A 25,489-nucleotide genomic window follows, 5' to 3' on the forward strand; every position below is an offset into this window, starting at 1 on the left:
ACTTCTATATTCGATGGAGAACACATGATTGATCTGAGCGAGTACAGCCAAGCGCAACGGGAGCGCCTGGTGTACATCGATTTCCGCCTCTACTTCACGGGCGCCGTCTCACGTGCGGATCTCATGGATAGGTTTGGCGTAGGCGCCGCTGCCGCTACTCGTGATTTCGCTCAGTACAAGGACGTTGCCCCCCAGAACACGGAACTCGACACGGTAACGAAGCAGTACGTGATACGCGAAAAATTCTCTCCTTTGATCGCGCACGCATCTGAGCGAGTTCTTACTGCGCTTTCGCAGGGATTTGGCTATGGTCTGGATTCGTATGAAAAGCCGCTGATCCCCCACGAGTCGGTTTCGCTGCTCAGTAAACCTAAGGTAGAAGTTTTAGCGCCCATCACCCGGGCAATACACCTTAAGCGTGTCGTAAAAATCAGCTACACCTCCGGTTCAGGTCAGTCAGAGCGAACCATCGTACCGTTCGCTATTGGTTGTGACGGTCTTCGCTGGCACGTCCGGGCGTTTGATCGGAAACGTAAAAAGTTTGCTGACTTCGTTCTAACTCGAGTGGGGCATGCTGAGCTTCAGATGGGGGAGAAAGCAGGAGACGAAGAAACGCAGAAACATGACGATCAGTGGAATCGGATGCTTGAGTTACCTATTGTTCCGCATCCCGATAAAGACTCTACAGAGATCGTAAAGCGTGACTACGACATGCTTGATGGCGTGCTCAAACTACGCGTTCGCGCCGCCATGGCTGGATATGTCCTGCAGCAATATCACGTCGATTGCTCCCCTGATCACAGCAACACGGACAAGGCTTATCGATTGTGGCTCAAGGATCCTCTGGCGCTTTACGGAGTAGAGAGCTCCATGTTCGCTCCTGGCTACCAAAGTCCAAATTAATTGCCAGACAGAGGTGCAGCACTGGAGAAAACCTGTTCGTAACAGGCACTATTTGTTCCTCACCTGTTGTTGGCCAGTCGATTCAAAAGTGCCCGACTGGCCACCAAAGCTATATGAAGACGCATGGTTGAATGGTCTTCATCCGAGAGGCCTTTATGCGAACCATCTGAGTGCAACATCTTCATCAACCCGTTGAGCATACCTTTCCCATCTTGGCTCCATTCTGAACGGCTTTCCGATAAAAAACCGCGACTGGCCAACGCTTGAAAACCGTTGTTCAAGCCCGGGTGAGGAGGGAGGTCAGCTGACGCAATTTGCGTTGCTATCTCCAGAACGAGGCTTTCGATGAATGTCCTGATCTGCGCGTTTGCTGCCGCCCAGTCGCCTCTCGTATGCGCGTCAATAGCCTGATCAAGATGACCGCAAGATCTGACGAAACCAAATCGTTTCAGGTGCTCGTGAACTTGATCATCGCCTGCAGGCAAATCCACATTTTTTGGCAAGCTTCGCCTTAGCCAAGGAGGTGTGCCTTGTCCGCAGTCGCCAGCATCCCAGGAAACAGTGAACCCATCCCGCGCTAAGCAGCGCTCGAATTGTTCCTGTTGCTCATGTACGGAAGGCAAGCTCATGAGCCGAACGGCTTCACGAATCAGGGCTTCGCCATGCGTCATCTGACCTTCTCGAGCCCAGAAAACCAGCCCAGCCCGCTCCAAGAGTATCTTATTGAATACAACTCTTTTTTTCGGAACCGAAAGATCACCTCCGAAAGGTACCCACTGATCAAGCTCAAGCCGTTGCACCATCAAATCAAAGCCTGCGTTTGTTCCTGCTTTCTCAATAAAATCCGATGCAGCCAGCAGGGTCTGGCGAGTGAAACGCAACTGCTCAGACATCATATCCTCCAACGTTGGTAGTTATTCTGATTTGGAGTCAGGCGGTGATTGGGGATTCGGTCACCGGACTTGCCTTCTTTGTACGCGCCGCCTGTTTAGCATTTTTCAATCGTTGTTCAGCATGCATAGCGGGGTCATCTTCCGGCAGCGGGTAGCCAGCCTTTGAGAGTGCCTTGGCCCGTTCTTCTATCTGCACGCGCTTAGGACACGGCTGGCTTGATAAACCCTGCCAGGTACGTCTGTGCTATTGCTATCGGTCATTTGCCGCTCACCTAGACAGTCGAACCCGCAGTCGACGAGCACGCTCCTTAAACGCGGTCTCACCACCTTCGAGAATCTCGCATACCCGCTCACGGATCAACCTGTCCTCCAGTCCGCCCGATAAGTAGGTGATAGGAGGCAACTGCCCGTTACCATGAGGGCCGCATTCGGCGATGATAATTTGGTCGGCATCCGTGTTCACGACGAGGTTGGCATTGTGGGTCACCATAATGACTTGTCGAGTCGACTTGGCGGCCATGAACAGTGGGACGAGATCATTGTAAATTGACTTGGGGTCGAGGTTTTCTTCTGGCTGATCAATGATCAGTGGCCGGCTGTCTTTCGCATCAAGCGAAAGGTAAAGAAGCAACAGCACAATTCCTCTGGTGCCAGGAGAGAGCTTCTGGATTTCGACGCCGTCGTAATTTATGGCGTAACGTACAGAAATATGGTCGGTGCCGTAGAGCCATTGAGCCAAGCGTTTAGTCCACCGTCGATACTCCGCAATATCCGATGTGGCTACCGGCGCGTGCTCAACTAGCTGCTCCTGATAGTTTTTAATAAAATCTCTCAGCGCGAGAAGCACGCACTCGTCATCTCCATAGAGCCAAGGAGTATTCAAAGAATAGAGCACTTTCTCGCGCAAGCTTCCCCGGCCTCTGAAAGGGCCCTTTTTCGATAGGTTGAGCAACGACTCGCCCTCGGCTGCCCAAGCTTCAATGTCGACAGTTCTGGCTATTGAAAACGAAAGTTTATTGAGAGTCCCTTGGGCACTTTCCAATCGCTGTTTGATGGGTGAGTAGAGCTCCTGAAGGACTTGCTCCTCAGCTATCAGGGCAGAGAAAACCCGCTTGTATGACTCACAACGTTCACCTGCCAGAACTTCGAGACGCTGGGAGGCCCCCACATGGTCGTTTAGCTTCTCCCTGCTTGCCCGCAATAGCTCAGTTTCCGTTGTGATTTTTATTGAAAGCTCTTTGAATCGCTTTGCGGTGTCTTTGTCGATGCTGACCAACTGCTGGAGTCGATCAATTTCTGCCAGCAGCAACGAGAGATTGCATTCTTCAAGCTTGGCGCCTTCAGCGATAAACGGCTGTTGAGCGTCTTCGTTCGGAGTCGGTGGGGTTCCTACCCATGCGTCTCTGCTCTTTTGAGCCTTGAGTAGCATCTTCGATAGGATGGCTCCGACGTCGCCTTCGTAGTCCCTGAAAAAAGCACTCCACTCATCATTCCCCAGACCACTTTTGGTATGGCGTGCTTGGATGTCTCTAAGATCACTGGGCGCCACGACTTGGCGAACATTGTTGACCTCATCCTGCATCAAAAGAATCTGCTGCTCTTGGGCTTTGTAATACCTCACATAGCCGGCAACCCGCAGGGCCGAGACGCCGTCAGGCGGCATGGTGCATGACAGCCGTACCTTGGGCGCCCCAGTCCCCACGAATACGACTTCCCATTACGGTGAGCTATCATCGGGAGCAAACAGGAGGCTCTATGACTCGAGACACCAAGGACACAGTCTACTGTAATGTCCAGATGCCTATGGCCATGGGGCGAGAGCTTTCTCGGTTGGTGGCTGAGCTACGCGCATCAGGCAGTCATCCTAGACTCGACTCAGTCTTCGAAGAGATACAGTGCGAGCTGGATTCGTCGATCGAGTTCGTAGAAGAGCAGCTCCGTGGTGAAGGCGGATTCGGCCGGCGGCCACACTGATTCTTCTAAGTTGAAACTTTCCAACACCGGAGTCAGATGCAACTGGCAAGCGAAGCGCGCACGCCCTCAGGCCGAGGCGCGAGGATGGAAGCCCCCGGGCTGAGACGCGGCGAGCGGCTTGGTTCACGACAGCCGTCCCGAAGGGCGCGCACAGACAACTCCACGAACATTCATGTCATCGCGGCAACGTTGTCATAATTAATTTTCATGTCCGCTAAAGTTTTTTGAACGACAAACCGTTTATGTTTGTATTTAGCTGCAATGGTGAAGGTATATGGTTAAGACAGTTGATTTGTCGATGAGTACGCTCTTTAAAGCTGAGCGTTTGATGATATGTCGTGCCTTCATCGAGGAAAGGCCGTTTACTGCCTCGGTTGAACTAACGAACAATGTTGTGACGTGCACTCTCGATGGCTCTGATTACTGCTTCACAGCGCAGCAATGTGGGGAGCTGGCGGACAGCCTCGCAACCTTGGTGCAAGCCAGCTATGAGCAGGTAGGTAACAAACCTAAAGTGGGGCGAGCGCTGAAGGTGAATTATTGCAAGATTTTTTACCAAATGATTTTATCAACTACCCCAGCCGCCCCGTGCGACCAACTGCACGGCTATGGCTACAACTCGGACAATATGCACCTTGGTGCGTCTGGATCTTTCCGATATCGCGGTACGCGTGATTCTTACAAGCTATTCATAGGGTTCAATGATGAGCTTTGCCTCCCATTTTTGGGTATCGAGGACTGGGTGTACACCTTCAGCTTTGAGGAGGCATCCTGGCTAATCGAGCAGTTATGCGTTGGAGGCTATCTGCTTGCACAGATAGAACAGCCAGAAAAACCTAAGAAGAATGGAAGGAGTTATCAATGAGTGTATCCAATGCAGATCACGCTGTTGTACTAGAATTCAAACGCGACGTCCTGTGCTGGCGAGGTCGGGAGTTCGATGAGTTCTATGAATGCCGTGTTGCAGGAACTGACGGGAGAGGCGCGAGAATTGAATTTGAGTCTGAAGGGGTGGACTTCAGTGCAGAGGTCGCGGGAGAGATCGCCTTTTGCTTGTCCGAAGCTTTGGCAATCGCGGAGCAAACAGATGTAGAAAGCGTTACGGCCGCGGTACGTGAAGAAGGTTTGCTCAACAGAAAGTACCGATTGTTGTGCGGCGCATGGCAGTTCAGCGCGGAAGGTGCTGTACATGTTGAGAATGCTAACCTTGAGTTTCTTGACGGTGCCGTCGGCGCGGGCATCCTTGTTGCGGTTCGAACCATTGAGGAGGGCGGCTTCGAACTTCAGTTCGAGTGGATGGGCTTCTCATTTTCAGCGCTGGATGCATCTTGGTTGCAAGAGAAGTTACTTAAAGTTAGCCAGCAGCATCCAAAACAGTATCCTCGAGTAGGTTTACTTGAGGCCGCAGAAGAGGCAGCTGCTGGAGGTTAGGTGTTGGAGAGCCTACATGCTCCATGCTCTAAATACTGGCATCGTGGGCGTCCATCGCTTCCCTGAGTGAGTCGAACCATAGCAACGGATCGACACAATCAGTTGTCTTTAGTCTCTGTGCAATTCTATGCTCGAGCGAATTAGCGTATAAAAGCTTTTCGTCGCCAGAAAAGTAATTAGTGACTGCGATGGCGAACTTTTCTGTGTTCAAGCCTTGGAGGCAAACATAACGAATCGCTGTATTCGAGGGTTGGCGCCGCCAAGAGATGAATTGAACGTAATCACTGGCGCCGATTTCGTGTGTATTCTTTGTGTCTTGGTCGCGCTCCTGCTGCGCATTCGCAGGTCTTCTATGTGACGGAGCCACCAGGAGCTTTAAGGCATCCCGGCTGTCCAAAATTTGGTCGCGAATCTCTTCCGGATCAATAGACAATCCGCCACGTTCGGTCACTCGAAGTGTCTTAAGTTTGTTTGCGGCTTCGATGAAAGACTGCTCTTTCAGTTTTTCATGCTCGGAGCGCTTTCCTTCAAAACACCACGCCCACATAGCAGTGAGGAATTTAGTCAACCATCGCATGGAGCATATACTTCCTATGGCTGTATGACGCTTCGCTTCTGCGAAGCTTGCTATACGATTTGGTAGTGAGCGCCGGGAGCGATGTACCTGCGGCGGGCTTCATAATCGTGTAATAGTTCAGGTCTCCGCTTGACGGTAGGAACTGCCATCTCGTCAAGCGGTGCCTTAAATAATTACCGGGAAAACGGAATCCGCAGGCCACGATTATTTTTAAGGCGAATATAGCTTGCACTCAGCCTTTTGAAATATTAAAGCTAGCAGGCCCACAGTTATGGCATTCAGTGAGGGGGTTTGATATCGCGGGTATGTCGTCATAACTCGGGCAGTAACCAATCGGTTTTTTAATATAGCTCATTGTCAATTCTTTCGAATTATGACCCAAAGCAGACCTCACTCGCTCAAAGATAGTTTTAACGTCGGATCCATCCATCGCAGCAGTAGAGACTAATGTCCTGTAGTGGAGGGTGGTTTTTTTAGACAACTGAAGTGCTTCTTCAGATAGCTTCACGCCTGAACCACCTGACAGCGTGCGGAAAGCATGGAGATGTATGAAAGGCGACTTGCAGATTCGTGCGTAAATATCTTCATCGCTAATGTCTGCTGGTCGATAATATTTAGCTATTTCAGTTTTGAAGGTCGCAACGCTCTGTGCTTGCACATCTTCCAAAGAAGGGAATACAGGATCGGCACAGTCTGCACTCACCCTGACGTCATGAAAATCCACATAACCAAGGCATCTGCTCATCAGATTTTGGGCGGTGCTTAGCTTGATCTGGTTTTTTCCAGGCCAGTCACGCTGAAGGCATCTCGCTAAACGCAAAACACCTTTACCAGATTCGAGATCTTTCGAAAAAATGGGTACTCGCATGGTCATTCTCCAATGGCCTCGGCGGTGTCGGCTGCCCGCAATGACTAATGTTAAATGAGTTGCACAGAGCGGGGTGATGAACCTGTGAGTTACCATTGCGTGCCGACCGCTCGACCCAGGCTGGCCGATTAGCCAATCCTAGCACGTGAAATATGGAGGCTGTCCAATATATTATAAGAGTATGCTCCGAGCATACTTTGAGGTGCGGTTGGTGAGGGGGTTAAGGTAAGTTTTTTGGGGCTTGTAAGAAGTTTTAAGCGATAGTCTCAGAAGACTTCTGGATTCCTGGCTGAGCTTGGGGTTGTCTGCTAGTTACTGGAATTTCTTAAATATATGATATGTCTGGGGTGGGAGGTGAAGTGAGCCGTTTTAGGTGTTATTAAATGATTGTATGTATGTTTTTCTACTGTGGTTTTTCAGGGTGGGAAGTAATTAAATTGTAGGTGGGTAGTTGTCTATTGCCGTGAGGCAGTAGAGCTAGATCGAAGGGTTAACCCGGTCGTGCGTTCAAGCGACGTTTGTTGTTTAAGTCGCGAGCGATAAAGGATGTTATGGGTCAAGGATAAGATTTTTTGCACGCTTCGAACATGTATGCCATCGTGTCGGCTATTATGCAACCATTGGGATTGGCATTGGTTTTGATGGCGGTAGTTAGTTAATCCATGAATTGTGAAAATATACCAAGGGTGGAATGAAATGGCTGGTAGCAGTTTTTTTGCGTTGTTGGATGATATCGCGGTGCTGTTAGATGATATTTCTGTAATGAGCAAGGTGGCCGCTAAAAAATCGGCGAGTGTGCTCAGCGATGACTTGGCAGTAAACGCTGAGCAGGTCACTGGTATGAAGGCGGATCGTGAACTTCCTGTGGTCTGGGCTGTATTTAAAGGATCCCTAAAAAATAAAGCAATTTTAGTTCCGAGTGCACTTCTCTTGGGTGCTCTGCTGCCGGTAGCAATCAAGTGGCTTCTGTTGGCAGGAGGGGTCTACCTTTGCTACGAGGGGTATGAGGCTATTAAAGCTAAATTTTCACGCGCGGAGCATGGTGAAAAAAAGCTGGGCAAGAGTTACATGCGTAAAAACGCAGAAGAGCTTGCTGATTATGAAAGCCGCAAGATCAAAGGTGCGATAAAAACTGACTTTATTTTGAGTGCTGAGATAATAGTAATTACGTTGAATGTCGTTGCAGAGGCTCCGTTATATCAGCAGATTTTGACGTTGATAGTTATTGCCCTAGCGATGACGATAGGCGTTTACGGATTGGTCGCTGGCATTGTCCGACTTGATGACGCCGGGCTCGCGCTTGCGAAGTCGAAGGCCCGAGGAGTGTGGGGGAAAGTGATCAAAAAGTTTGGTCAGGTTTTGGTGTCGGCGGCTCCGTTTCTGATGAAAGGGTTATCATGGATTGGAACATTTGCAATGTTTCTTGTCGGAGGGACATTTGTAGCTGAAGGCATACCCCCCCTTGAGCATGCTATCGAGGCAACAGTTACGGCAAGTGCTGGATGGGGAGCGACTCTTAAAATTGCATTTTTCGGAGCAGTAGGCCTCATGGCTGGCTTTGTGGCTGCAGTCACTATTAGCGGTGTTTCAAGGTTCCGCAAACTGGGGGCGAATTGATCACGCTAATGCCTGACGGTCATTTCTATGCCGTTTTTGAGATATCGATTATTGTATATCGTGGCTCACTAGCGGGTGATACTCGGCTCCACAGGTGCCTGCCCGATCATGCCTGGCCGCCGGAGCTGTGCTGCGGATGAGCCGCTCAATAGCGGATTTGACGTAGAAATGTCCATTTTTTTGATGTCCATGTGGACACGGCTAGATGTTTTCAATATGCTGAATTTAAAGGAATTTATGGCGTCCATATCCGTATACATGGCGACTGGGTGGGCGGCGGAATTTACACACATGGGTTGCCTTTCCTTCACGTCATGAGTGAGACCGTAGTTGGAACCGTATCTAGTGTTGCAGTCGCCGGGCCGGCGCTGGCTGTAGTAGGGGCGCCTTTGTTCGATGGCATTGTCGGGATTGTCGTAGGGTCCTTGCTGGTCGGACTGTTCATGCTTGGGAAGCTTGTGCTTGGCCGTAAATCGCACTTAGGGTGACTGTCAAAGCCGCGCGGCTGAGGGCATCTGTGATCCTGTAATGGCTATTAAGTGGCACTGAATGGTGAGATAGTTGCGCATCTCATCATTTCACGGATTTATCATGGTCGCACAAGCTGCTGGCAGGGTTGCCTTAATCGTTGGCGGTGCGGCTATCGCTGCATGTGTGACGGTGCCCGGGATGTATTTGTGGAACCGCAGCGCCAATAAAACAGCCCACGCTGCTGGCCGGGCAAAAGGTGAAGCAGAAGAGAAAGCACGCCAGGAAATTCTGCGGCAGATGAATAATGCGGCTACAGCAGAGATGTTGGCCAAATACGCTGAGTCCCAAAAAGGGTTCAAGATCACCCTCGCCTGCGTCACGATCGGCGTTGCATGCGCGGCTACATTCGGACCTGTCAGCAATGATGACGTAGCCATGATCAAGGCATACCTTCTCGGAGTTTCCGAGGCGTACATACCAAGCTTTGTCCGGATCAAAGTAGACGAAGCCGTAGCAGCACCTCCATCTATCAACACCGCCTATGCACTTGCCGCTAAGGTCGGCTCGCCCGAAAACTGGAAGCTGTTCGATGAACTCGTAGACCTGGTCGCGCAATCTAAGCAGATGGCCAACGAACAATGCCGATCCTCATTCCGGTCGGAATGGCATCTGTTACGATCCGTCGGTTGAGGCCTTGTTGATGAGCGAAAGTGCCGATCGATTCCGTCAGACCCAAGCGTTGCTTGCACAGATCCGTAGTGCTCCCTCACTTGTTGTGCTGCCCTCCCCAGCTGATTCGCAGCGCGTACTTAATGCCCCAGTGGACGATCAGTTTCTTGCCCAGGCTTTTCCCACGGAATCTAGACTCTTGGGGCGAAATGAGGCCCCTGAATACGAGGTTCGGGCGAGATTATCCGAGCTTGAGATCGCCTTTCACTCACAGCGTATAGAGCGTCTTTTCTCTGACACACGTCGATCAGCTCTTCAGGCAATCGCCGGGCCTTTTGGGGTCGGGAAAATGCTCAGTGCCTATGACAAGACCGGCGGTGTAGTGGATACGATCCACAACGCCCGGGCCGGTGTGTATGCCACTGATGAGGCTGAACAGAAGTATGCGGATAGGGGTGAGTACACGAAGAGGGTGAAGGAGAACTATCACCACCGTGATCCCGCCTACAAAAAGATGAGCCAGGACAGCACAAGGGATCGGGTAGAAGGCAAGGTGACTGATGCCTACACCGGTGAGCAAATGAGCAGCCAGCGGAGTGATAGCCACAGCATTGATCATGTTATTGCCGCAGAAGAGATCCACAACGATGCCGGCAGAGTTCTCGCAGGATTGGACGGCGTTGAGCTTGCGAATGCTTCAACAAATCTGCAGATCACCTCGTACTCAACAAACTCGGCAATGGGCACCAAAACAGCCACTGAATATGTGCTGTGGCTTGAGCAGACGAAAGACACCCGAGCGAAGAAACAAGCAAAGCTACAGGCGAAGGTTGATGCCGGCGAGCCTATGAGCCAAAAGCAAAAAGACGAACTCGCCAAGCTCAAAGAGCAAGAGAAAATCGCGGCAAATCCGGAGCCTTTGCTTGAGGCAGATAGAAAGGCTCGGGCGGCCAACGAGAAAAAGATCAACGACGCCTATTATCGCAGCCCAAAATTCCGGAATGACTGCTTGAAGACAAGCGTCGCAGCCGGCGGCCGCGCCGCTTTTCAGTCAGCAATGGGGGCTATCCTGGTCGAGTTGTTCGCAGGGATATTTGATGAGGTAAGCGATTGGTACAAAAACGGCCGAGCCGACGGTAATTCAATATTTGCTGAGCTCAAGCGTCGTCTCAGGAAAGTCGGACTGAGAGTAGCCAAGCAGTGGAAGGCTGTGCTCTCAGCCGCGGCTGGGAGCTTTCTCAGTGGTTTCCTAGCTAACCTAGTCACTGTGCTGACCAACGCTTTCCTGACCACTGCCAAGCGGACTGTTCGTATGATCCGCGAAGGTGGCAATGCCTTGGTTGGAGCTTGCAAAGCTTTGATTGTGCGCCCTGAGGGAATGGGGATCCGAGAGGGCTTGCATGAGGCATCGAAGGTGCTAGTTGGTGGGGGCATCATAGTAGGTGGCGTTCTGCTGGAAGATGCTGTTAGCAAGTCGATGATGGCGGTTCCGTTCCTTGTTCCTTTTGCCGACACTGCTACAGCAGTCATCGTTGGTGCGGCTACTGGCATCATCTCTACCATGGCTGTGTACCTGGTCGACAAGGCAGACGTGCTAAGTGTGAATCGAAGCAAGATGCTAGCTGGCATTAACTCGGACCTTGACGCATCGCTTCTGCATCAGCGCGCTATTGAAGCCTCCCTGCTCGAGCAGTTCAAGGCACTCTGAGCCTCTCTTCTGGAAACTCCTTGCGTAAGTTTCACGTCAGGCGTTGTGCATCGGAGCGGGCAATCGGGTGTGAGCCTCTGCTGGTCTCATCAAGTGTTGTCGCGTGGAAAAGGAGCGCCTCTTTTGGCTATCGCCTTTATCTGGCCATGGGCTATGCTCGCCGGCTTGTAAATCGCAGTCCGACGGTTATAACAGACTGCTCAAAACACACGCCAGGATTTAGCATGAAACGTTTCACAGGTATCGCTGTAGCAATCTCTATGGTAATCGTAGCATCAGGCTGCACCACTCACCTGGCAGATGGACAGAAACAAGAGATGGAGGTGTATGAAAGCAAGGGGCTTGCTGTTGAAGAGAAGTCAGTCGCATTAGCCGCTGGACTGGGTGTTCTGCCAGCCGCTGGTTACTTTTATACTAATCATCCCGCAGTCGCAGTCTTCTCCATCCCGCTTTGGGTAATCTCTCTCGGTCCTCTGTGGATGCCTTTTGATACTGCTGCCGCAGCTGAAGTGCAAAACTTCTATGCCACTCGGCGCAAAGTAGAGTTTGAGAAGGCAAAAGATCTGCGAGAGCTTGATCATCGCCTTGAAGACAAGCAGTTGACCTATGAGCAACACTTGCGCGAACAACGTACCATTGAGCAGAAGTATTCTGCTTACTGATCCCAATGGTCTCCTTGTCCATGCCCTTCCCCTTCGTGTGATCAGGTGAAACAAAATGAGCACATTACTCATTGTCGATGATTCCCCCACCGACACTTATCTTGCTAGAAAGTGTGCAGCTGAACTTTTTGAAGAAATTCGTGCGGTGCACAACGCGGAGGGTGTGTTCCGGGAACTGGAGGAATTCAGGCCTTCTTGCGTCATCATGGACTGGACGTTGGACGACTTGATGAATGGAATATCGCTGATCGCTGAGATCCGCGACCGAAACGATGATGCTAGTGTGGTGCCAATCATCGTCTGCACAAGTCGATCAATGCCTGCAGACAAGCAGATTGCTGCTAATGCTGGCGCTTCGGCTTACATCGTCAAGCCAATTACTGCTGAGGCTCTTGCCGAAGTCTGTTCACGTCTGATCCCTGGATTTGCTGGCCCCAGCCTTCCTCGTTCCGATAAGTAACGCATCACTATGCTGCGCCTGAACAAATGGGCGCAGCTACCCTCCTCCGCCTTGCCATTCCCCACAAAATAATCAACTGTCTAAATACCTCACTATCATCAGTATTTAAACCCTTCCGGGATTTCACAGTACCCTAGTAGGGATGGTTGTACGTTGGTGCCGAAAACATGGATATCAGACATGTTCTCGACAATCTCGGGTGCTTCAATGGTTTCGAACCTAACGGCGAAAACCAGAAACTCCTGCGCGATATCCCTGCCGAGATGGGCTAAGCATGAACTGCTTTTCTTTGCGTAAGACACCGATGCTAATTGGCCAGTGCCCAAATCGAGCGATGATTTGAAACCATGCTTCAGTATTGAGAACAAATTCTTCTTTGGAGTTGCATGAAAGAAGACTAGGGTGTCCTGCTCTAATGCTCCGGCAAATAGGGAGTAATTGTTTTCTTCAGTAGGTTGGAATGATTCAAGTTTTCCGCATTCATTGTTCATGCTGGGCTTCACTCTTTCAGTTTGATTTCTAGTAATAACTGGCCAAGTATCGCGGCTAGCGCCATGGTAGGCCTGAATGGTGTTTTTCCGTTCAAAAGACTGGAAGTTAAGGATGGTCTGAAGTAGCCATGTATTTCCCCGGCATACCACCTAGCGCAACTTTTAAACTCGCCAAATGATCAAAAAACAATCAATTCGACGAGTATTTCTTACGTTTTCGCCACCCGGACCCCACTCCGGTGGCCATTTCCCGCATTACAGGCGCACCTCTCCTGCATTCGTCAGTAAATGTCGGCGCGCCATCCACAGGTTCGACAGAGCGAACAGTGTCACCAGTTGCGCCGTGTTTTTGGCCAAGCCGCGAAAGCGCACCTTGGTGTAACCGAACTGGCGCTTGATTACCCGGAACGGATGCTCGACCTTGGCGCGCACCTGAGCCTTGGCCTTTTCAATCTTGCGCTTGGCTTTGTACAGCACGCTGCGCTTATCGAGTTTTTTGTAGGTGCTGCGGCGTGCCGCCACCTGCCAGATAACTTCACGTCCTTCATGCTCGGGCCGCTTTTCGACACCGGTGTAGCCTGCATCGGCGCAGACCACGTTTTCGTCGCCATGCAGCAATTTGTCCACCTGGGTGACATCCGCCACATTGGCCGCCGTGCCCACTACGCTGTGCACCAGACCCGATTCGTCATCGGCGCCGATGTGGGCCTTCATGCCAAAATAATACTGGTTTCCCTTCTTGGTCTGGTGCATTTCCGGGTCGCGCTTGCCGTCCTTGTTCTTGGTCGAACTGGGCGCATTGATCAGCGTTGCATCGACGATGGTGCCCTGGCGCAGCGACAGGCCGCGGTCGCCCAGATAGCCATTGATGACAGCGAGGATGCCGGCCGCCAGCTCGTGTTTCTCCAGCAAGCGGCGGAAGTTGAGAATGGTGGTTTCGTCGGGGATGCGCTCCAGGTTCAGCCCGGCAAACTGGCGCAGGATCGTGGTTTCGTACAGCGCTTCCTCCATCGCTGGATCGCTGTAGCCGAACCAGTTCTGCAGCAGATGCACACGCAGCATCGCCATCAACGGGTAGGCCGGACGGCCACCTTCACCTTTCGGATAATGTGGCTCGATCAAAGCAATCAAGCCCTTCCACGGCACCACCCGATCCATCTCGATCAGGAACAACTCCTTGCGGGTTTGCTTGCGCTTGCCAGCGTACTCGGCGTCGGCGAAGGTCATCTGCTTCATCGGGAAACTCGGTGGGTGGGGTCGCGGTATTTTGCCAAATCAGAAAGTCTTTTTCAGAGTTTCCTTAAGTGAAGCACAGGTGAATTCCATGCATAGGTTTTGAGGTGTCGAATTTTCCAAGCCCGGTAAAATCAAGGTTGCGGGTTTGATTCCGTCTCCCAACCTACCACCGGTGACACACCATGACCACGTTGCACTTATTGAAGCTCTATCCAGCAGTCTTTGCGATCCTAGTGGGGATTGTAGGCCTGATGGTCGGCAGCTTCCTCAACGTTGTTGTCTACAGGCTGCCTGTGATGATGAAGCGATCCTGGCTGCAGGATGCCCGTGCTGCCCTTCAAATGGAAGCCACTCCGACCGAGCCGTTCAACCTTGCAATGCCGAATTCCCGATGCCCATCCTGCGGCCATTCGATCAAGCCTTGGGAGAACATTCCGTTGATCAGCTGGCTCTTGTTGAGGCGAAAGTGTTCAGGCTGTCGATCGCCGATTTCGGCAAGATACCCAATAGTTGAGCTGGTGACTGCCGGCCTATCATTCGGCACGGCCTGGCACTTTGGCTATGGTGCAGAGACTTGCTTCGCGCTTCTGATGGTTTGGGGCGGAACTGCACTTTTCCTTATCGACCTCGATGAGATGCTTCTGCCTGATACGATCGTTATTCCGGGCATATGGGTTGGCTTAGCTGCCAGCTTTCTTGGGCTTTTCTCGACGCTCCAGGATGGCTTCATTGGAGCTGTCACAGGCTACCTGCTCCTTGCACTGCCGGCGTTGATCTTTCAGGCGATCACCGGCCGCCAGGGAATGGGCAACGGTGATTTTAAACTGCTCGCCCTCTTCGGGGCCTGGCTCGGCTGGCAAGCACTCCCTTTGATAATTCTCGTATCTGCCGTGGCTGCATCAATTGTCGGACTCATTGCGGGTTTAGGGGTAAAATCTCGAAGCGAGCCTTTCCCCTTTGGCCCCTTTATCATCGCCGGCGGTTTACTAGCCTTGTTCTTCGACCATGAGCTGTACACGCTTTATGGTCATGTAGCCGGCGTCAACATTGGAGCACTACTTTTTGACTAAGCGAGTAGAGGCAATTCCTCCCCGCCCCCTTTTCGATACCATTGAATCGATCCTGGGTGACTACGCCGACTTTAAAGACCTGCATCCAGACATGGCCCCTTACCTGGCTGCTTTTCCAGCCGAGATCAGTGTTGAGACCGATCTTCGTCATGCTCGAGCTTTTTTAAAGTCCTACAGCCAATCGCCGTCCACCTTCAAAAACTACCGCGGTTATCTGGAGCGTTTGATTCTCTGGAGTTGGATTGTCCAGAGCAAGTCCGTACTGGATCTGACCCGCACTGATGCTGAGGCTTTCCTCGCGTTCAACGTCGCGCCACCACAGTCATGGGTTGGTGCTTCTGCGATGCGCAGATTTGCTCCCAAGGATGGCCTGCTTATGTTCAACCCTCGGTGGCGACCTTTCGGCGTGAAGATCGAGAAAGCTGACCGCAAGAGGGCTGCTGAGGCGCATGTGAAGCCCGTCGCCAGTCAGAAGAAACAGGGATCAGGAAGCACTGATCTGATCTACTCGGTTGCGTGTTCGTTTTATGACTTCTTGCTGCAGGACGGCATGGACATCGCTAGCCCGTTCAAATCTATCAAACGGGTGAAGGGCAAGCGGGGAAAACCTAAGATCAAGGCATTGACCACGCTGCAGTGGGACTACCTTGTCGGTGAGGCCGAGACAATGGCCAATGAGGACCCCAAACACGAGCGTACTCTGTTCATCGTCGTGGCCCTCTTTGCGATGTACTTACGGGTTGGTGACTTGTCTGGCCGAGATGATTGGCTTCCGACCATGAACTCTTTTTTCAAAAGAAATGGTTCATGGTGGTTCGAGGTTGTTGGGAAAGGCAACAAGGAGCGTGAGATCACGGTTAAGGATGCCTTTATCCCCTACCTCAAGCGGTACCGTGAGAGCTTGAATATGTCGCCACTGCCGACCAAGGCCGACGATGCACCGCTGCTCTATACAAGCCATGGCCGGCCCAACCTGACTGCACGCCAGATCCGGAATATTGTTCAGCCAGTTTTCGACCGCGCTCGGTCCAGAATGCAGGCCGACGGACAGCCTGAGGACGAGTGTCAGGAATTGATGGAGGTTACCTTGCACTGGTTACGGCACACGGGCGCAACGTTCGATGCCAAATTCCGGGACGCAAAGCACCTGCAAATGGATCTGGGTCACGAAAGCCTTTCAACCACCCAGGACATTTACTACAACGCAATTAATCAGGAACGCTCCGCAAGTAACCGAGGCAGTATTCGCGGTCGATAACCTGTCTTATCAGAAGGCAGCCTCTCAGCTGCCTTACTTCACGTCTCTCCACATCCATTCAGCGAACTGTTCGTAGTTCTCGATTCTGAATGTCGAACCTGGGCTCCAGGTAAAGCCACACCGAATAAAATGGCCGTTCGACTTATCAGCTAAGGTGGCGCCCTCCCCGTGGCAGAGCGCGCCATACGACGTCGGGCCTGTAGCCATCGACTCGCTTATCGTCAAAGGGCTCGCAAGTATCATGGAGTATGAGTCAGCGTTCACCCAGTACAGTCGTTCAGCGGTCATTAACATCCCCCATATGAGGAATGCCAGCCAGGCTGCTTTGATGAGTGAGTTGACTCCTTTGGTTGTTGGCACTGTCAGAAGCTCCACGTTGGTACGACGAGGACCACCAAGCTCAGAGATCCTGCCAAGCTAGCCAGTGCAATCAAAGCCTGTTTTCGTGTCGAGGTAATGATCTTGCCGCGCTCACCTGCTAGCTTGCGCAAGTGGAAGGCTTGCAATTGAGGTGAGCTATACCCGTCGCGATCGATGGCCCTAAATACCAGGTATCTGTAGGTGTAGCGGATTGTGATACAGATGCATATTGCTAGGCAGAGAGTGCCGGGTAGGTAGAAATTCGCTGGTGAAATGAATGGCTGTACGTCGTTCATGGGGAATTGATTGCTATTTGGTAGTTGAATACGTCCATGTTACCAGTTTGAACTGCTGGTCGGCCCCTGTGCCCCGTTCGACAGGCCGGTTAAGGGGTGTAGCGCTTGTGGCCTAACCACAGCGCTACGCCCCATTGCTCTCAAGTCCTAGACGAGCTTGAAGGCTCCGAGCACTGATGCTCGTACTGATACCGCACCCACAGTTCGGTTCAGGTGCTTGGCGCATTTTTCTCTGGCTAGAGTATGCACATTGGCTAAAAGCCAGGCATCGTCTTCGGCACTCCAAGGCGTGGTGACTTTGTTGGAGTGCAGCCCGAGACTTTGTGCTTTGTGCCTGATTCTCTCTGCGAGCATACCTAGCTTTGCAGCACACCAGATCGATCCTTTCTTAGGGTAATACTCCCTCAGAATTTCGATTTCAGCGCTGGTCCATTTCCGCTTGTTGACCTCTGCCGGCCGCACTGGCAAGTAGATGAGCCCGTCGACCCATTCTTTGCCTTTGGATTCAAATAGCCGACTCAGTCCCGCCCTTGAAAACTCAGAGGTCTCGTTTTTGAGGAATCGCACTCGTTTATCGACTGCATATTCAGGTCTGTTGATCAGCTTGCCAATCTCGGCGTTGGTCTTCTTCCCAAGATTCTGTAACAGCAGCTGATCGTCGTGACCTGTCCAGCCCGGGAATATACCCAGCTGCTTTGGACGCAGACTAACAGCAGCCATTGTCCGGCCCAACTGCTCTGCTACCCAAGGAAGCGGCTCTGTTTGGAGATGCTCGAGCAGGAAAATCGTTTCCTCGCGGGTCCAGGTAACCAGTGTGTTGGCTACCTTCAAGCGTCGAGCTCTGTTAGTGGTTTGGTAGTAGGACATTCCGACGTGGTCGGCTATCTGTTCGACCGGTTGGCTATGGTAGTGCTGCTTAAGGTAGTCGTCCTTCTCCTTCGTCCAGCGTGATCTAGGTGGCAAATCAGGAACGGGTTTAAGCAGGGATTCGTGCGGAGCTATGTGGAAACTGCTCGCAGCGGCGAGAAATGATTCGGCTGCCTTTCGGAACTCTTTAGCGGACGTTACGGCCGGCGGTACAAATGGCTCGAGCAGCATTGTCTCATCAGGATCCTCATCGCCCTTTGTTGCTAAGACATGTTTTGTGGTTGCTGATTTGTCTTGAGGTTTGCCATGCAGCGCCTGCGGGGTAAGGGGCATTGGGGTCAATGGCGGGCTACTTCTTCGCTCTCTGATAACTCTTTTGTTGGGTGCATCAGATGTTCCTGCAAGGGCCAGGGTTATGGTCATGGCCTCGACATCCTGAGGTGACCTGCCAAGCAGGTCAGCTATCGAAGCGATCGACTGGTGGCCAACATATTCCTGCCGCAGGATTCGTTCATCGCCACTCGGCCAGGCAGCTCCTCTGCTTGATCGTGGCCAAGGCCCAGCACCGTTCGGGGGAACATAGATGCCTAGAGCTACTGCCAGCTCATATGTTTCCCGCAGTGAGTGTTTGGTTTGATCGGCAGCTCCCTGTATGCCCTGCTGAGGCACGCTCTGCTCCAGGGTGGTTAGATCTTCGGAAGACCATTTTGCCTTCATGCCTGCGTATCTCCAATCGCCTCGGTCGGGGCTGTCGTTTAGGGCTTTCTGCCCACGCTTATGATTATTGTGTAGCTAGGTTTTGGTATCGCAAAGTTTGGTTCTGCCTATCACCTCTTGAAAACGATAATTTGAGGCTGACTAGGAACGCTTGCAAGCGTTTGACCCTGTTGGAAAGCGTTTATCACGATTGGCTGATTGGTTGCTGCAGACATTTAAGGGCCAGGCATTGATCAGCCGCACTCGTGCCGCGCTTCATCAGTCGCGGTACTCCTCCGGGTATTCAATCCCATGCAAGAACCACAGACTTTTGGCATTGCTCTCATGAGGTGCCTGATTAAAGATGAAGGCAGGGCATTCCTCATCTGCTTTGTCGATCAGCTTAGCCACCAGATCAGCGTTGCGGCGCTGTTGCTCTGACAGCTTTGCACTCGCTTCTTCCAGTTGATCAATGCTGCACTTTTCCATAAAGCTGAAATGTTTGCCCAGGAGTCCGCAGAGAATGTCCGAGATCTGTATGGCTGGTTCATTGTGTGAAATTGCGAACCGGTAGCTTACGGGCTGGCCACCCCACACAATTTCGTTGCGGTCAAGGCTTTCCCTGACCCGCGGTTCTTCGTCAAATACGTGAACCGACCTCACGAATGTGGCAAGTCTATGGATGAAGGCTGTATCAAAACCACTCACCAACTCATCCTTCTCGTTGCCGCAAAGATACACCAACGTAGTAACCCTGGCAGCCTCTTGGAGAAGGTCTGAGAGCGCCATTCTTGCCATGTTTCTGAACGTGAAGCCGCCCCTGAAGAGAAATTGGCGTACAGCTTTTAGGAATTCGGGTATTCGCGCGGCAGGTACGTTCGGGTAGTCGAAGGTCTTTAGTAGCCGGAAATACCCAAGTGGTTCTAGCCTCACTATGGCGTGGAGTTCGTTTTTCAGATCGTCCCGAATGGATCTGTAGGCCTCGAACTGATCATGGTCTAGCAGCGAGTCAATCAGGTCGACTATCGACCAGTTCAAGATGCTGAAGTTAGAGAAGTGAATGTAAGCTGGCGACGCCAGAAGCCATGTGAGGAACTGCTCCAGCTTGTTGGAGCTGAGGCAGGTGATGTAACCCCCTTGGGCAAGGTGCTTTAGCTTCAACTCTTTGACTGATGGCTGAATTCTCAATTGAGCCCTCAGGTCATGAATATCAGGCAGGCTGGCCCCTGGCCCCAGCGCTACACCCCCGAGCACAAAGCAATCCAGAACCTCATGATTGAGCCCGGTTCCAGTCAAGGATAGGCTTCGGATATTGTTCGTTTCGTCGTAATACAGCGTGTAGGCCTTATTGATGTTCTTCATCAGGTCCTGCCCGGGGAATCTAAACAGGCCGGCATCGATCACTGTTTTTTCGTAGCTGTCATTGATCATGGGTCTACCTGGACGTTGATTGTCAGTCCGTTTTCTTCTGTCCTGAGGTGCTTTTCGGTGGGCGCTTCGCTCGAGGTTTTGGTGCCGCCGCAGCCTTCCTGGTCTCAATCAATTGCTGTTCCAGCGTATCAGCTCGTGCCTGGGCCGCTGCTGACTGTTCACGTGATGATGCCAGGGCGCTCTGGTTTTCCTGCAGGGTCTTCAGTGTTGATTGAAGCTTGCCATTGGCTTCCTGCAGTTGTGCAGCAACCGATTTGAGTTCCTCTCTTGCACGGTCAACTTCTCTGTGAGATCGATCCTCAACATCGCGCGTGTAGCGCTCCTGCTCAGCCCGAGTGTTTTCGGCCTGAGCCGATGCTTCTACCAGCTTCTGCTCCGCGGCCGCGAGTTTTGCACGATAGTCAGTTCGCTGCTCACGCATATCCTCTAGGTCAGCATTTCGCTGATCCAACAATACCTGCAAGTCCTTCAGTCTAGTTTCAATGGCGAGTCGTGCGGTCTGTGCTTCGTTGGTTTGAGATCTTGCGAAGGCTACGTCCTTGCGAGCCTGCTCTTCGAGGCCGGCAATTCGCTCGCGCTCCTCTGCTAGCACCTTTCGCTGGACAGACATGCCCTGCTCCACCACAGCCTCTGCCATCAGAGTGGCCTGCTTCCAGATGTCCACAAAGGCGTGCGCCACTTCAGTGGGCAAGCCTGGCAGGCGCGTCTCAGCGCGCAGCCTGGCTGACAGGCGCACCCACCACTCATCAAGCAGGGCGCCGACACGCGCCGGGCTACCGCGCCCCAGCTTTTCTCGTACCCGCTCAACCGTTGGGCGCTTACCGCCCTCCAGCACGGCGTCAGCCGCATCAAAGACTTCCTGCTCAGGTACACCTGTCGACATGGGTCAAACTCCACTATTCTATATCCGATAAGGATTGGTTAACGGATCATGAATTAAGAAATAATACGTTGGACGTAATATATAATACGATTCCCGGAAGTAAAGATCGAAAACCCAAAAAAATGGGCCTTTGCATAAGAAGTTTGAGGGGAATGGGCATGAAGTCTGAATTGGTGAGTTCAACCACCGACGCATCTCTAGAGCGCCTGAAGAGCACCCCCCGCGGGGGATTGCTACAGATTGATACACTCAGCCAGGCAGCGCAGGACGCTGTAACGGAATTTTTGAAGGCTGGTACTGCGCCCAACACGGTTCGTAGTTACCAGAGCGCGCTTACCTATTGGTCGGCTTGGCTGCAGGTCCGTTATGGGCTGGCACTAGGGGATGGGCCAATATCACCGGCGGTAACCATCCAATTCATCGTTGACCATTTAAATAGGCCGCAGGATGACGGCACCTGGACACACAACCTCCCCCCTTCAGCTGATCAGGCATTGGTCGACGCCAAGATCAAAGCTACCCTGGGGCCTCACTCTTACAACACGGTCAGCCTTCGGCTGGCAGTCCTTGGCAAATGGCACGGGATAAAAGGCTGGGATAGCCCTACTGATAACAAAGAGGTCAAAGCACTGATGCGGGATGCGCAAAAGGCCCAGGCCCGGGGCGGCATTTCGGTTCGCAAGAAGACAGCGCTCGTGGCTGAGCCTTTGAAGGCAATCCTGGACACATGCTCAGTAGATGGAGTGCGAGGCATACGCGATCGGGCACTTCTCCTACTAGCGTGGAGTGGCGGCGGCAGGCGCCGCTCTGAGGTTGTGGCCCTTCAGGTCTCGGATGTTCGAAGGCTCGATGCTGACACTTGGATGTATTCACTTGGGGTAACCAAGACAGATACTGCTGGCGTCCGGCGTGAGAAGCCTCTGACGGGTGCCGCCGCCCATGCTTTGACTGCTTGGCTTAGTGTTGCCCCGATTGAGAGTGGCCCGCTTTTTCGGGGGATGCTACGAGGCGGCAGGGTGGGAACAGCACCCATGACTGGTCATGAGGTAAACCGAATCCTACAGAGGCGTGCAAAGCTTGCCGGCCTAGAGGGTGATTGGGGTGCACACAGTTTACGATCAGGCTTTGTGACTGAGGCTGGGAGACAGGGTGTGCCGCTGGGTGATGTGATGGCTATGACAGAACACACCAGCATTTCGACTGTGATGGGGTATTTCCAATCCGGCAACATGCTGAACAGCGCCGCTACGACCCTGTTAGCGGGCTATGACGTCCCTGAAGTGGAGGTGGACGATTCCAGCCCCGAATCGGGTTCTCATCTTCCGCGTTGATGTCTGGTGGGGCACTATTGTAGTGATGCAGCCCTTTCCGGGTGGCACTTACTCTGGGTACGAAGCAATGGCTAAAGGGATGAGGTCTTTGAAGTGGGGAATCATAGCGGGCTTGCTTGTGCCTGGCTTCGCCTCAGCTGACTCTTCAGGCGAAGTCGGGGTGGCGCTCAGCGCTTGGGCTCCAGAAAGTGTGACTGAACAAGGAGCCCGAACCACGGTTGTGCTTGATGAGAATACGGTTACAACGCAAATCTTTACTCAGGCCATCAGTAACGGTGTCTGCGCAAGAGTTTGGCTCAAACAGGCAAGCAGTGCGTATTTGGCCGGCATCACCGAGATTGCTGTCGTCAATAGATCACAGCGGCAAGGCTTCATCCTAGAAGGCGGCAAAGAGATTTGTGATGAGTTGGGGCTTGTACCTAGTAGCAAAATTCCTGAAGCGTTAGCCGCAAAGACACGGTCGCTTTGATCTTGGCCAGATGGTGTGTGACGCTCATATTAGTTTTCCGAAGCCAGGTAATGGGTTGCTTTTCGGCGGTATAGCATTAGCCTCAAGTCGTGAAAAAGATGATGTCCTACCGGTGGAAGCGAACAGCCGGTGGGGGCTACAGAGAAGACGAGGCAATGATGAATCCCGCAGAATTCAATGCGATCCTTAACACCGCAACCCCTGCTCAACAGCTGTCCCTTGAGTCGGCCCACTGGCGGTACATGACGCTCATTGGCCATGTGCGAGGTGTAGTGGATCCTGAAATTGCGTCAGGTGATCGCGAAGCTTTCCCCCGCTACTCTGTCAGCGTCGGACATTCGCTGGCGTTCTCCGAACCTGACTGTTGCCGATTCATGGTTGCAGTTACCGGCCTATCAGCAAAGTTATGTGCTGCATGGGCGGACCCTGATTTCTACAGCCTACAAAACGAAAACCACGACGCATCTATCGCGGACACCGCCTAGCAGTGCTGAATCATGATCGTAGCGGTAAATCGTGCACGAGGATTTTCGCTCAGCCGAACCCTGACGCACCTGCAAGGGATCCCACAAATGAACGGGGTTATACTGATTTCATCCTTATGAAATTGTTTAACCAAGGCAAAGGTTCCAGTGTCTATGATCATTCAGATCCCCCTTTCACGATTGAAATACTTCAAAGCCCTAGGCAGCCCTGCTGAACCCAATGCCCAGGTAGAGGCCATGGCCGCTGACATCAAAGTACATGGCATTCGCGAACCGCTGATTGTCAGGCCCGTTGGCGATCTCTTCGAAGTCGTATGCGGCTTGGTCCGCTGGAAAGGCGCAATAGTTGGTGGACTGGAGACAATTCCTGCTGAGGTTCGACAGCTTAACGACGCTGAAGCCCTTGAGCTTTCGATGATGGATAACATGCGGCCACTCGGAGAGCTGGAGTTCCCTCATGCTGAGATGATCGACCAGCCCATCGCGATTATGGATGTTGTCGGATTTACCTCGACGGCACCCTACAAGATCGACGAACCGCTTGGCACCGGGTTTTGCAGACTTTTAGAAAGCGACTTCTCCCTCGAGGACGTCCAACTCCTCATGAAAGAAAGTGCAGTCGACTCCAGTAACTTGGAGGCGGACCTATCCATGTTCTGGGAAGGCTTAGCGAACGGCCGGCTACACATAGAGGGTCGCGGTGATGATTGCGGCCAGTTCATCTTGACCTATATCGAGGCCTATTTCGACGTTGAGGAGCCCGATGTTGCATTCAGCGGCCCTAACATCGGGATCTGGCAGAACCTGACTGATGGAGAGCGAGAGCAAGTGGTTGCAGATGCGATTCGCCTAAACCCGATAGTTAACGCTGCTCTGTCTGTGATTTATGAACTTCGCGACGATGATGGCAATTTGTAGAAGCGAAAGACTAAGCCCCCAGGGATCACGGGAGTGAACGCACTGCCAGTTGTTGCACACAGCCCCATGCAGTAACTGGCCCTTTCAGCACGCGTTCTGCAAGTAAGCACGCTGGGCGTGAAAGTGTCGCAGACCATATTTCTGTAATTCTCTTCTGCGGGTTCTGGCACGCGCTAGAGTGGGTTGAAATGGCTCCACATTCATAGAGGAGCATCACCATGACACAAGCAGCCAACCCAGCAGCAGCAGCTAACTTTGACCGCACGAAAGCAAAGTCGGCTGTTGAGTGCATCCAGAAGGCCATGAATGGATTGAGCACCGGTTATGAGCTTGAAATTGGGAACGGTTCTTTTTCAGGAAGCGAACTGACTGTTCAGCTTAAAATCCGCATTCCGGGAGGCGTGAGTCAAGAGCGTACGATACTTGAGCTGGAATGCAAGCACCGAGGCGTCGATCCTGATACGACCCTGAAATCATCGTCTTACGGCGAGTTCAACCTCGTGGGATATCACCCTCGCCGGCCGAAGTACCCTTGGACTGTCCAAATTGTAGGTGGTCAACGTTACAAGTTCACTGATGAAGCGATTACTGACGCATTTAACCGTCTGAAAAACTAATTTCATTCTGACAAGAAAAGGGAGCCTCGGCTCCCTTTTCGTCATGGATCAATCCTGTTGGAGCTCCCTGTAGAGGGTACTCTTCTAAAGCGCTGCTGTCGGTTCTTGAAATAAATGCGAAATGCTGGAAATAACTGCTATTACCAAGACAAAATAGAGTCCGCATGAGCGGGCCGGTGGTGTGGAGCGTTTTTTACCTAGGCTTCTAAGCGCGACCGCTCAAGAGCTTGCACGACAACCTCGCTGGCAGATCCGCCGCGAATTTCTACATCAATTTGAGTTCACGAGCGGCTTCGGCCCAGGCCCAAGATTCGCGCTGTCCCCAACCAGCAACATTGCGCGATTTTGGGGTAATCAAAATTTTGTATCGCACCTTGCCACCAGCAAAAGTCCCAGTTTCTTTTACAGCAGTTGCTTCGGGATATTTACGAATGACCAAATCCTTCGCTTTCATACGGCTCTCCGTGATCAGTTGTCTTGGCGGTGAGACGAAGCCTTCCGTGCCTCTAGGGCGGACAGGAACGCTTCGCGAGTAAGGTCTGGCGAGATAGCCGGATTGACCCGCGTCCAATCCTCATAACCCTGGCAGTCTGCAGTCTGTACACAGCCAGAAGCGCTCATCTCGCTGACGTACTGGCAGTGGTGCAGGTCTTCGGAGCTGGCGTCATAGGCTTGGGTGATAGAGCCATCTGCACCGACCGTCGAACTTGGCTGCGCCTTGGCAGCACATGCAGCTGCAATCATCGCAGCCCCAAGTTCTTTGTTATAGGCCACGGTCTTGGCGTCGTCCCCAGCTAGAGCGTAGTTTGCAATCAGGCCGAGCAAGGCAGCGCAAATCAATTTCATCG

At 52.3% G+C, this 25,489-nt stretch carries 26 protein-coding genes and 1 pseudogene; 16 read left to right on the forward strand and 11 right to left on the reverse strand.

Translation table 11 applies throughout. The features are described 5' to 3' along the window. The first annotated feature begins 24 nt into the window (after positions 1-24). Positions 25-903 carry a helix-turn-helix transcriptional regulator gene (locus P5706_RS34180; protein ID WP_285685106.1) on the forward strand — a complete coding sequence of 293 codons (879 nt, stop codon included), beginning with the start codon at positions 25-27 and terminating at the stop codon, positions 901-903. Between the two features lie 59 nt (positions 904-962). Here P5706_RS34180 and P5706_RS34185 read toward each other — a convergent pair whose 3' ends face one another. Continuing rightward, entirely contained in the window at positions 963-1,796 is an 834-nt protein-coding gene (locus P5706_RS34185) for a hypothetical protein (protein ID WP_285685108.1), read from the reverse strand. A 268-nt stretch (positions 1,797-2,064) separates the two neighbouring features. Further along, positions 2,065-3,432: pseudogene (locus P5706_RS34190) on the reverse strand (AAA family ATPase); the annotation flags it as partial. A 119-nt stretch (positions 3,433-3,551) separates the two neighbouring features. Here P5706_RS34190 and P5706_RS34195 point away from each other — a divergent pair. The 3 genes from P5706_RS34195 (at position 3,552) to P5706_RS34205 (ending at position 5,201) form a co-directional block, all read left to right on the forward strand. Then, positions 3,552-3,770: a hypothetical protein gene (locus tag P5706_RS34195; RefSeq protein WP_285685112.1), complete on the forward strand. Its 219-nt coding sequence runs from the start codon at positions 3,552-3,554 to the stop codon at positions 3,768-3,770. Between the two features lie 274 nt (positions 3,771-4,044). Next, the gene (locus tag P5706_RS34200; protein ID WP_285685114.1) at positions 4,045-4,635 is read left to right on the forward strand and encodes a hypothetical protein; all 591 of its coding nucleotides are present in this window, start codon (positions 4,045-4,047) and stop codon (positions 4,633-4,635) included. Further along, positions 4,632-5,201, forward strand: coding sequence for a hypothetical protein (locus P5706_RS34205; protein WP_285685116.1), 570 nt, complete (start codon positions 4,632-4,634; stop codon positions 5,199-5,201). Before P5706_RS34200 ends, P5706_RS34205 begins: the two co-directional genes overlap by 4 nt. Positions 5,202-5,229: 28 nt before the next feature. Here the strand turns inward: P5706_RS34205 and P5706_RS34210 are convergent, their stop codons facing one another. Both P5706_RS34210 and P5706_RS34215 read right to left on the reverse strand, forming a co-directional pair. Further along, positions 5,230-5,778, reverse strand: coding sequence for a hypothetical protein (locus P5706_RS34210; RefSeq protein WP_285685118.1), 549 nt, complete (start codon positions 5,776-5,778; stop codon positions 5,230-5,232). 232 nt (positions 5,779-6,010) lie between these two features. Next, complete coding sequence (locus P5706_RS34215; RefSeq protein WP_285685120.1) at positions 6,011-6,646, reverse strand: hypothetical protein; 636 nt, start codon at positions 6,644-6,646, stop codon at positions 6,011-6,013. Between the two features lie 696 nt (positions 6,647-7,342). Between P5706_RS34215 and P5706_RS34220 the strand changes: the two genes are divergently transcribed. The 5 genes from P5706_RS34220 to P5706_RS34240 all read left to right on the forward strand — a co-directional run bounded on the left by P5706_RS34220 (position 7,343) and on the right by P5706_RS34240 (position 12,233). Then, positions 7,343-8,263, forward strand: a complete 921-nt coding sequence (locus P5706_RS34220) for a DUF808 domain-containing protein (RefSeq protein ID WP_285685122.1) — start codon at positions 7,343-7,345, stop codon at positions 8,261-8,263. A gap of 591 nt (positions 8,264-8,854) precedes the next feature. Then, on the forward strand, positions 8,855-9,424 hold the full coding sequence (locus P5706_RS34225; RefSeq protein WP_078465775.1) for a hypothetical protein: 570 nt from the start codon (positions 8,855-8,857) through the stop codon (positions 9,422-9,424). Positions 9,425-9,434: 10 nt separating this feature from the next. Then, complete coding sequence (locus P5706_RS34230; protein ID WP_078465774.1) at positions 9,435-11,111, forward strand: hypothetical protein; 1,677 nt, start codon at positions 9,435-9,437, stop codon at positions 11,109-11,111. Positions 11,112-11,335: 224 nt separating this feature from the next. After that, on the forward strand, positions 11,336-11,773 hold the full coding sequence (locus P5706_RS34235) for a hypothetical protein (protein ID WP_078465773.1): 438 nt from the start codon (positions 11,336-11,338) through the stop codon (positions 11,771-11,773). 55 nt (positions 11,774-11,828) lie between these two features. Continuing rightward, positions 11,829-12,233, forward strand: a complete 405-nt coding sequence (locus P5706_RS34240; RefSeq protein WP_078465772.1) for a response regulator — start codon at positions 11,829-11,831, stop codon at positions 12,231-12,233. 98 nt (positions 12,234-12,331) lie between these two features. Here P5706_RS34240 and P5706_RS34245 read toward each other — a convergent pair whose 3' ends face one another. Together P5706_RS34245 and P5706_RS34250 are read right to left on the reverse strand one after the other, a co-directional pair. Next, complete coding sequence (locus P5706_RS34245) at positions 12,332-12,724, reverse strand: hypothetical protein (protein WP_078465771.1); 393 nt, start codon at positions 12,722-12,724, stop codon at positions 12,332-12,334. A 255-nt stretch (positions 12,725-12,979) separates the two neighbouring features. Then, positions 12,980-13,960: an IS5-like element IS1384 family transposase gene (locus P5706_RS34250; protein ID WP_010466230.1), complete on the reverse strand. Its 981-nt coding sequence runs from the start codon at positions 13,958-13,960 to the stop codon at positions 12,980-12,982. A 182-nt stretch (positions 13,961-14,142) separates the two neighbouring features. On the opposite strand from P5706_RS34250, the gene P5706_RS34255 reads away from it, so the two are divergent. Further along, entirely contained in the window at positions 14,143-15,030 is an 888-nt protein-coding gene (locus tag P5706_RS34255; protein ID WP_078465770.1) for a prepilin peptidase, read from the forward strand. Further along, positions 15,023-16,288: a tyrosine-type recombinase/integrase gene (locus tag P5706_RS34260; protein ID WP_233100538.1), complete on the forward strand. Its 1,266-nt coding sequence runs from the start codon at positions 15,023-15,025 to the stop codon at positions 16,286-16,288. Before P5706_RS34255 ends, P5706_RS34260 begins: the two co-directional genes overlap by 8 nt. 803 nt (positions 16,289-17,091) lie before the next feature. On the opposite strand, the gene P5706_RS34265 is transcribed toward P5706_RS34260, so the two are convergent. The 3 genes from P5706_RS34265 to P5706_RS34275 all read right to left on the reverse strand — a co-directional run bounded on the left by P5706_RS34265 (position 17,092) and on the right by P5706_RS34275 (position 20,821). Then, positions 17,092-18,528 carry a hypothetical protein gene (locus tag P5706_RS34265; protein WP_078465767.1) on the reverse strand — a complete coding sequence of 479 codons (1,437 nt, stop codon included), beginning with the start codon at positions 18,526-18,528 and terminating at the stop codon, positions 17,092-17,094. Between the two features lie 258 nt (positions 18,529-18,786). Then, entirely contained in the window at positions 18,787-19,938 is a 1,152-nt protein-coding gene (locus tag P5706_RS34270) for a DUF3800 domain-containing protein (RefSeq protein ID WP_078465766.1), read from the reverse strand. 22 nt (positions 19,939-19,960) lie between these two features. After that, positions 19,961-20,821: a DNA-binding protein gene (locus tag P5706_RS34275; RefSeq protein ID WP_116827301.1), complete on the reverse strand. Its 861-nt coding sequence runs from the start codon at positions 20,819-20,821 to the stop codon at positions 19,961-19,963. A 158-nt stretch (positions 20,822-20,979) separates the two neighbouring features. Here P5706_RS34275 and P5706_RS34280 point away from each other — a divergent pair, with 158 nt between their 5' ends. The 5 genes from P5706_RS34280 (at position 20,980) to P5706_RS34300 (ending at position 24,641) form a co-directional block, all read left to right on the forward strand. After that, on the forward strand, positions 20,980-22,152 hold the full coding sequence (locus P5706_RS34280; protein ID WP_078466135.1) for a site-specific integrase: 1,173 nt from the start codon (positions 20,980-20,982) through the stop codon (positions 22,150-22,152). 67 nt (positions 22,153-22,219) lie between these two features. Further along, positions 22,220-22,621 carry a hypothetical protein gene (locus P5706_RS34285; RefSeq protein ID WP_198834165.1) on the forward strand — a complete coding sequence of 134 codons (402 nt, stop codon included), beginning with the start codon at positions 22,220-22,222 and terminating at the stop codon, positions 22,619-22,621. A gap of 158 nt (positions 22,622-22,779) precedes the next feature. Next, positions 22,780-23,106, forward strand: coding sequence for a hypothetical protein (locus tag P5706_RS34290; RefSeq protein WP_153045944.1), 327 nt, complete (start codon positions 22,780-22,782; stop codon positions 23,104-23,106). A gap of 153 nt (positions 23,107-23,259) precedes the next feature. Further along, complete coding sequence (locus tag P5706_RS34295) at positions 23,260-24,024, forward strand: ParB/RepB/Spo0J family partition protein (RefSeq protein ID WP_078465762.1); 765 nt, start codon at positions 23,260-23,262, stop codon at positions 24,022-24,024. A gap of 218 nt (positions 24,025-24,242) precedes the next feature. After that, positions 24,243-24,641: a hypothetical protein gene (locus P5706_RS34300; protein WP_078465761.1), complete on the forward strand. Its 399-nt coding sequence runs from the start codon at positions 24,243-24,245 to the stop codon at positions 24,639-24,641. 265 nt (positions 24,642-24,906) lie between these two features. Here P5706_RS34300 and P5706_RS34305 read toward each other — a convergent pair whose 3' ends face one another. Together P5706_RS34305 and P5706_RS34310 are read right to left on the reverse strand one after the other, a co-directional pair. Continuing rightward, entirely contained in the window at positions 24,907-25,095 is a 189-nt protein-coding gene (locus P5706_RS34305) for a hypothetical protein (protein ID WP_078465760.1), read from the reverse strand. A 14-nt stretch (positions 25,096-25,109) separates the two neighbouring features. Beyond that, positions 25,110-25,487, reverse strand: coding sequence for a hypothetical protein (locus P5706_RS34310; RefSeq protein ID WP_078465759.1), 378 nt, complete (start codon positions 25,485-25,487; stop codon positions 25,110-25,112). Positions 25,488-25,489 lie beyond the last annotated feature (2 nt).

It is taken from the genome of Pseudomonas sp. ChxA, from assembly GCF_030263855.1.
In the GTDB taxonomy this organism is placed as follows: Bacteria; Pseudomonadota; Gammaproteobacteria; order Pseudomonadales; family Pseudomonadaceae; genus Aquipseudomonas; species Aquipseudomonas fluorescens_CB.

Coding starts and splice junctions, on each gene's coding strand:
- P5706_RS34180 (WP_285685106.1), top strand. CDS start 25: ATGATTGATCTGAGCGAGTACAGCCAAGCGCAACGGGAGCGCCTGGTG.
- P5706_RS34185 (WP_285685108.1), bottom strand. CDS start 1,796: ATGTCTGAGCAGTTGCGTTTCACTCGCCAGACCCTGCTGGCTGCATCG.
- P5706_RS34195 (WP_285685112.1), top strand. CDS start 3,552: ATGACTCGAGACACCAAGGACACAGTCTACTGTAATGTCCAGATGCCT.
- P5706_RS34200 (WP_285685114.1), top strand. CDS start 4,045: ATGGTTAAGACAGTTGATTTGTCGATGAGTACGCTCTTTAAAGCTGAG.
- P5706_RS34205 (WP_285685116.1), top strand. CDS start 4,632: ATGAGTGTATCCAATGCAGATCACGCTGTTGTACTAGAATTCAAACGC.
- P5706_RS34210 (WP_285685118.1), bottom strand. CDS start 5,778: ATGCGATGGTTGACTAAATTCCTCACTGCTATGTGGGCGTGGTGTTTT.
- P5706_RS34215 (WP_285685120.1), bottom strand. CDS start 6,646: ATGCGAGTACCCATTTTTTCGAAAGATCTCGAATCTGGTAAAGGTGTT.
- P5706_RS34220 (WP_285685122.1), top strand. CDS start 7,343: ATGGCTGGTAGCAGTTTTTTTGCGTTGTTGGATGATATCGCGGTGCTG.
- P5706_RS34225 (WP_078465775.1), top strand. CDS start 8,855: ATGGTCGCACAAGCTGCTGGCAGGGTTGCCTTAATCGTTGGCGGTGCG.
- P5706_RS34230 (WP_078465774.1), top strand. CDS start 9,435: ATGAGCGAAAGTGCCGATCGATTCCGTCAGACCCAAGCGTTGCTTGCA.
- P5706_RS34235 (WP_078465773.1), top strand. CDS start 11,336: ATGAAACGTTTCACAGGTATCGCTGTAGCAATCTCTATGGTAATCGTA.
- P5706_RS34240 (WP_078465772.1), top strand. CDS start 11,829: ATGAGCACATTACTCATTGTCGATGATTCCCCCACCGACACTTATCTT.
- P5706_RS34245 (WP_078465771.1), bottom strand. CDS start 12,724: ATGAACAATGAATGCGGAAAACTTGAATCATTCCAACCTACTGAAGAA.
- P5706_RS34250 (WP_010466230.1), bottom strand. CDS start 13,960: ATGAAGCAGATGACCTTCGCCGACGCCGAGTACGCTGGCAAGCGCAAG.
- P5706_RS34255 (WP_078465770.1), top strand. CDS start 14,143: ATGACCACGTTGCACTTATTGAAGCTCTATCCAGCAGTCTTTGCGATC.
- P5706_RS34265 (WP_078465767.1), bottom strand. CDS start 18,528: ATGAAGGCAAAATGGTCTTCCGAAGATCTAACCACCCTGGAGCAGAGC.
- P5706_RS34270 (WP_078465766.1), bottom strand. CDS start 19,938: ATGATCAATGACAGCTACGAAAAAACAGTGATCGATGCCGGCCTGTTT.
- P5706_RS34275 (WP_116827301.1), bottom strand. CDS start 20,821: ATGTCGACAGGTGTACCTGAGCAGGAAGTCTTTGATGCGGCTGACGCC.
- P5706_RS34280 (WP_078466135.1), top strand. CDS start 20,980: ATGAAGTCTGAATTGGTGAGTTCAACCACCGACGCATCTCTAGAGCGC.
- P5706_RS34285 (WP_198834165.1), top strand. CDS start 22,220: ATGGCTAAAGGGATGAGGTCTTTGAAGTGGGGAATCATAGCGGGCTTG.
- P5706_RS34290 (WP_153045944.1), top strand. CDS start 22,780: ATGAATCCCGCAGAATTCAATGCGATCCTTAACACCGCAACCCCTGCT.
- P5706_RS34295 (WP_078465762.1), top strand. CDS start 23,260: ATGATCATTCAGATCCCCCTTTCACGATTGAAATACTTCAAAGCCCTA.
- P5706_RS34300 (WP_078465761.1), top strand. CDS start 24,243: ATGACACAAGCAGCCAACCCAGCAGCAGCAGCTAACTTTGACCGCACG.
- P5706_RS34305 (WP_078465760.1), bottom strand. CDS start 25,095: ATGAAAGCGAAGGATTTGGTCATTCGTAAATATCCCGAAGCAACTGCT.
- P5706_RS34310 (WP_078465759.1), bottom strand. CDS start 25,487: ATGAAATTGATTTGCGCTGCCTTGCTCGGCCTGATTGCAAACTACGCT.